General features: G+C 70.1%; 7 protein-coding genes. 5 read left to right on the forward strand and 2 right to left on the reverse strand.

Annotation, left to right across the window (positions count from 1 at the left end; translation table 11 throughout):
* Both B2J89_RS22475 and B2J89_RS04650 read left to right on the forward strand, forming a co-directional pair.
* Positions 1–185, forward strand: a 185-nt coding sequence (locus tag B2J89_RS22475) for a hypothetical protein (RefSeq protein ID WP_205763705.1), incomplete at its 5' end; no start/stop codon positions are given.
* A 36-nt stretch (positions 186–221) separates the two neighbouring features.
* Positions 222–1,091 (forward strand): cytochrome c5 family protein, encoded by an 870-nt coding sequence (locus tag B2J89_RS04650; protein ID WP_169168067.1) that lies wholly within the window; start codon positions 222–224, stop codon positions 1,089–1,091.
* A gap of 87 nt (positions 1,092–1,178) precedes the next feature.
* On the opposite strand, the gene B2J89_RS04655 is transcribed toward B2J89_RS04650, so the two are convergent.
* Together B2J89_RS04655 and B2J89_RS04660 are read right to left on the reverse strand one after the other, a co-directional pair.
* Positions 1,179–1,718: a DUF2946 family protein gene (locus tag B2J89_RS04655; RefSeq protein WP_169168068.1), complete on the reverse strand. Its 540-nt coding sequence runs from the start codon at positions 1,716–1,718 to the stop codon at positions 1,179–1,181.
* Positions 1,711–2,727 carry a YheT family hydrolase gene (locus tag B2J89_RS04660; protein ID WP_169168069.1) on the reverse strand — a complete coding sequence of 339 codons (1,017 nt, stop codon included), beginning with the start codon at positions 2,725–2,727 and terminating at the stop codon, positions 1,711–1,713. Before B2J89_RS04660 ends, B2J89_RS04655 begins: the two co-directional genes overlap by 8 nt.
* Before the next feature lie 216 nt (positions 2,728–2,943).
* Here B2J89_RS04660 and B2J89_RS04665 point away from each other — a divergent pair, with 216 nt between their 5' ends.
* Genes B2J89_RS04665 through B2J89_RS04675 form a run of 3 tightly spaced genes read left to right on the forward strand, consistent with a single transcriptional unit; the run spans position 2,944 to position 5,016 of the window.
* Entirely contained in the window at positions 2,944–3,549 is a 606-nt protein-coding gene (locus tag B2J89_RS04665; protein ID WP_169168070.1) for a LemA family protein, read from the forward strand.
* Positions 3,550–3,565: 16 nt separating this feature from the next.
* A complete protein-coding gene (locus tag B2J89_RS04670) occupies positions 3,566–4,477 on the forward strand; it encodes a YgcG family protein (RefSeq protein WP_169168071.1) in 912 nt (303 codons plus the stop codon).
* Between the two features lie 2 nt (positions 4,478–4,479).
* The gene (locus B2J89_RS04675; protein WP_169168072.1) at positions 4,480–5,016 is read left to right on the forward strand and encodes a TPM domain-containing protein; all 537 of its coding nucleotides are present in this window, start codon (positions 4,480–4,482) and stop codon (positions 5,014–5,016) included.
* Positions 5,017–5,041: the final 25 nt, after the last annotated feature.

The following is a 5,041-nucleotide window of genomic DNA, read 5'->3' on the forward strand; positions in this document are numbered from 1 at the left end:
GCACCTATCGCCGAACGGACACGCATTCGGCCATCTTTGCGCCACCACTTTGGCGGGCTGTTGGCGCATTGCTGGTGCAGCCATCCATTATTGCACGCCAGCAGGCGGCTGATTTTGACTTGCCCGGGCCCATCGGTGCGCACGCGGCGCGTGCCCTACATCCGACCCATATAATTCCTGGCTGATTTCAAGCCCCACACACTGACATTTCCGAGGAAGTCATGAGCGCCCACCACTCCGAAGAAGCCCACACCGGCCCCATCAAGAATCCCAAGCAACTGCTCGCGGCCGTTCTTTTCGCGTTTGTGATTCCCATTTTCGCCATCATCGCACTGGTGTATTACGTCACCTCGGCCAACAAGCCTGCGCTGGGCGCCGCCAACCCCGAAAAGGCCGTGGCCGAGCGCATCCAGAAGGTGGGCATGGTCGAAATCCGCGATGCCAACCGCGCGCTCAAGAACGGCGAGGACGTCTTCAAGGCCCAGTGCGCGGCCTGCCACACCACCGGCGCCGCTGGCGCGCCCAAGCTGGGCGATGCATCGGCTTGGGCCCCGCGCATCCAGACCGGGTTTGACGCACTGGTGCATTCGGCGCTCGCAGGCAAGGGCGCCATGGCCCCACAAGGTGGCGGGGACTTCAACGACACCGAAATCGGCCGCGCGGTGGCCTACATGGCCAACGCCGCCGGCGCCAAGTTCGCAGAACCCGCCGCACCCGCGGGCGCCGCTGCCGCACCCACCGCTGCACCAGCAGCCGCGCCCGTTACCGCTGCGCCCATCGCCGCTGCTGCCGCCCCGCAGGCTGCGGCGCCCGTTGCAGCGACCGCCACCGTGGCAGCCGCCCCTGGCGCCAGCGCTGCGGGCGAAGCCCTCTACAAGCAGGCCTGCCAGGTCTGCCATGCCGCTGGCGTGGCCGGCGCCCCCAAGTTTGGCGACAAGGCCGCCTGGGCGCCCCGCATCCAGGAAGGCATGGAGACGATGTATGCCATCGCCCTCAAGGGCAAGGGCGCCATGCCCCCGCGTGGCGGCACCAGCGCGTCGGACGCCGAGATCCACGCCGCCGTGGATTACATGGCCGCCGCCGCCAAATAAGGCGCACGCCAGGGGCTTCGCGCCCCCCCCCCGGCCGACCCCTGCAGAGGTCGGCTTTTTTTCGCCCCTGCCGCGCGCGCGGCCCGTTCAGGGGTGCGGGCTGCCGGCGCGCGCCGCGGGACTGCGCACAAAGCCGTATCGCGCGGGCAGGTGGCTGGACTGCACGGGCTCGGCCAGCCAGTCGCCGCGCTCCAGGGCCTCCGCCACCTGCGGCACATCGAGCGTGTGCACCAGGCCCAGGCCCATCTCGCTGGCCAGATACGCCCGCCCCTCTTCGTCCCACAGGCAGGCCGTGGCACGGGCCGCGCGGCCGGTGTGGGAGATCAGGCCCAGGCCATCGGGCCCGATGCGCCAGATCCAGGGCGTGCACTCCAGCTCGACATAGACCCGTTGCGGCCCATTCTGGAAGAACCACTGCCCGTGGGCGTCGGCTTCGTAGTTGCGCGCGATGAAGGCGATCAGCTTGTCGTGCTGCAGCAGCGCGCCCTTGCTCTGCGCAAACGCGCCACGCGCCTGCACCGCGTCGTCGCGCAGGTACCAGCGTCCTCGCGCGTCCAGGCCGAGCCAGCCATGGCAGTGGGGCACGTTGGGCCATTTCGCCATGGCCTGTTGAACGATGTCATCCATGGCCCGATTCTGCACCCGACGGTGCCGCCGCCACGGTCAGCAAGGCCGCCAGCCAGCAGCCCACCACGTCGGGCAGCGCGCGCACATGCCCGGGCAGGCGCCCCTGGGCAAACCCGACATGGCCGCCTTCCCGGGGCTGCCACAGGCGTACGCAGGGGCTGACGTCGGCTGGACCCGGAAGGCTCGCGGCGGGCACGAACGGGTCGTTGAGCGCGTTGATCGCCAGCGCGGGAATGCAGATGCCTCTGAGGAAGGGCTTGGCCGAGGCGCGGCGCCAGTAGTCGTCGGTGTTCCGGAAACCGTGCAGCGGCGCGGTGAACACATTGTCGAAGGCGTACAAATCCTGGGCGGCGAGCAGCGCGCGGCGGTCGAACAGGCCCGGGTGCTGGGCCCATTTTTGCAGCGCCTTGGGCACCATGGTGCGCAGGAACATGCGGGTGTAGACCTGCCGGTTGAAGCCCCGCCCCATGGCGCGGCCGGCCGCCGCCAGGTCCAGCGGCGAGCAGACCGCCACCACGGCATCGGCACCGACACGCGCGCACGCGCCGGCCTCGCCGGCCCAGCGCAGCAGAACATTGCCCCCCAGCGAGATGCCCACGGCCAGCAGCGGTCCGCGGTGCGCGGCGCGCAAGCGCTGCAGAATCCAGGCCACTTCGGCGTGGTCGCCCGAGTGGTAGGCGCGGGGCGCGAGGTTGACCTCGCCGCTGCAGCCGCGGAAGTGCGGCAGCGCGCAGGCCCAGCCACGCTCGCGCGCCATGTCGGCAAAGGCTTCGGCGTAATGGCTGCGCGACGAGCCCTCGAGCCCATGGAACAGCACCAGCAGCGGCCGCGGCACCTCGGCGGCGACACCGTCGTCGAGGAAGTCCACATCGATGAAGTCGCCGTCGGGCGCCGTCCAGCGCTCGCGCCGGTAGGGGGGCGGAGCGCCGAACACGCGCCGCGCCGCCACCGCAGGCCAGATGGTTTGCAGCTGGCCGCCAGGCAACCACCGGGGCGCTACATAGTCCATAGCAGCATGCGTTTATCTGTAAAGGGTTGCAGCCATTTTTAGCCAGTTTTTTGGAAGCCCACCAGCTCGACGGTGCGGGCAGCGCCGCTGCGGCCCTCCGCGCCAGACCATTGTCAACCTTCGCGCGCCGACCGGTGTGCGGGGGTTTGCGGCACAATTTCAGCGCGCCCGTGGCCATGGCACTCCCGCCCTCTTCCTGCCCCGGCGCCCACCACCATGAAGCGTTTTCTTGCCCTGATCGCCACCGCGCTCGCCCTGTCGGGCTGTGGCTACAACGACTTCCAGCGGCTCGACGAGCAATCGAAATCCGCCTGGAGCGAGGTGCTCAACCAGTACCAGCGCCGCGCCGACCTGGTGCCCAACATCGTCGCCTCGGTCAAGGGTGAGGCCCGGTTCGAGCAGGACACGCTCACCAAGGTGATCGAGGCGCGCGCCAAGGCCACGTCGATCCAGGCGACGCCCGAGCTGCTCAACAACCCCGAGGCGTTCAACAAGTTCCAGCAGGCCCAGGGGGAACTCTCGGGCGCGCTCTCGCGCCTGATGGCGGTCTCCGAACGCTACCCGCAGCTGCAGGCCAACCAGGCGTTTCGCGATCTGCGCGTGACGCTGGAGGGCACCGAGAACCGCATCACGGTGGCGCGCAACAACTACATCAAGACGGTGCAGGAGTACAACGTGCTGGCCCGCAGCTTCCCCACCAACCTCACCGGCAAGGTCATGGGCTACGCGCCCAAACCCACCTTCACGGTGCAGAACGAAGCCCAGATTTCGGTGCCGCCCACGGTCGACTTCTCTGCCCCCGCGCCGGCGACCGCCAAGTAAGAAACAAGAGTCAAATATGGCTCTAGACCTTTACTGTCGTGCGTTATTAGCTCTCTTTTTAGTAGCTGTCTGGCCCTTGGGCGCAGGCGCACAAGAGCTGCTCCCGGTGCCCGCGCTCACGGCGCGCGTGATCGACCAGACCCAGACCTTGAGCGCCAGCGAACGCCAGGCGCTGGAAACGCGGCTGCAGGGCCTCGAAGAAAAATCGGGTTCGCAGGTGGTGGTGCTGATGGTGCCGAGCACGGCACCCGAAGACATCGCGGCCTACGCCCACCGCGTGGCCAGCGAGTGGAAGATCGGCCGCCGCGAGGTCGGCGACGGTTTGCTCGTGGTCGTGGCCAAGAACGACCGGCGCATGCGCATCGAAGTGGCGCGCGCGCTCGAGGGCGCGGTGCCCGATCTGGCGGCCGCGCGCATCATCGACCAGGCGATGGCGCCGCGCTTTCGCGAGAACGATTACGCGGGCGGCATCGGCGCCGCACTCGACCAGATCGGCGCGCGCATCGCCGGTGAAGCGCTGCCGGCCCCCACGGCGCGCACCCCGCAGGCGCGCGGCCAGGGCATCGACTGGACCGAACTGGCGATCTTCCTGTTCTTCGGCGTGGTGCTCATCGGACCGGTCGTGCGCCGCATCTTTGGCAACCGCTTCGGTGCGGTGCTGATGGGCGGCGGCACCGGCACCCTGGCCTACCTGCTCACCGCCAGTGCGCTGCTCGCCGGTGGCGCGGGTGTGCTGGCCTTGCTGCTCACGCTGCTGTCGAACGGCCGGGGCCGCGGCGGTGGCCCCTTCATCGGCGGCGGTGGATGGGGCGGCGGGGGCGGCGGGGGCGGCGGGGGCGGCGGAGGATGGGGCGGCGGCCGGGGCGGCGGGTTCAGCTCCGGCGGCGGTGGCAGTTTTGGGGGCGGCGGCGCCTCCGGGGGGTGGTGAGCATGGGCTGGATGCAACGAATCGCGCGCCTGCTGCGCCACCGCTGGGCCGAAGGCCGCCTGCGCCAGGCCGTGCCGCCCCCGCTGATCGAGCAGCTCACGCGCCAAGTCGCCGCCAGCGAGCAGCGCCACACTGGCCAGGTGCGCATCTGCGTCGAAGCCGGCCTGCCCGTGGCCTACCTCTGGCGTGGGGCGCCAGCGCGTGAACGCGCCGTCTCGCTGTTCGGCAAGCTGCGCGTGTGGGACACCGAGCACAACAACGGCGTGCTGATCTACCTGCTGCTGGCCGACCACGCGATCGAGGTCGTGGCCGACCGGGGGCTCGCGCGCGCCGTGCCCCAGGCGACCTGGGAGGGCCTGGTGGCCGGCATGGGCCAGGCGTTCCAGGGGCAGCGCTATGACGAAGGCCTCACCGAGGCCCTCGCGCGCGTGAGCGCGCTGCTCGAAGAACACTTCCCCGCGCCGCGCGGCAGCGCGCGCGCACCCAATGAACTGCCCGATGCGCCGGTGCTGACCGGCGACCCGCTGCTGCGCCGCTGAGGCCGCACCGCGCCTGCGCCCTGGC

It is taken from the genome of Acidovorax sp. SRB_24, from assembly GCF_012931925.1.

What these genes read in the sequence shown, in the direction of transcription:
- B2J89_RS04650 (WP_169168067.1), top strand. Translation starts at nt 222, where the DNA reads ATGAGCGCCCACCACTCCGAAGAAGCCCACACCGGCCCCATCAAGAAT.
- B2J89_RS04655 (WP_169168068.1), bottom strand. Translation starts at nt 1,718, where the DNA reads ATGGATGACATCGTTCAACAGGCCATGGCGAAATGGCCCAACGTGCCC.
- B2J89_RS04660 (WP_169168069.1), bottom strand. Translation starts at nt 2,727, where the DNA reads ATGGACTATGTAGCGCCCCGGTGGTTGCCTGGCGGCCAGCTGCAAACC.
- B2J89_RS04665 (WP_169168070.1), top strand. Translation starts at nt 2,944, where the DNA reads ATGAAGCGTTTTCTTGCCCTGATCGCCACCGCGCTCGCCCTGTCGGGC.
- B2J89_RS04670 (WP_169168071.1), top strand. Translation starts at nt 3,566, where the DNA reads ATGGCTCTAGACCTTTACTGTCGTGCGTTATTAGCTCTCTTTTTAGTA.
- B2J89_RS04675 (WP_169168072.1), top strand. Translation starts at nt 4,480, where the DNA reads ATGGGCTGGATGCAACGAATCGCGCGCCTGCTGCGCCACCGCTGGGCC.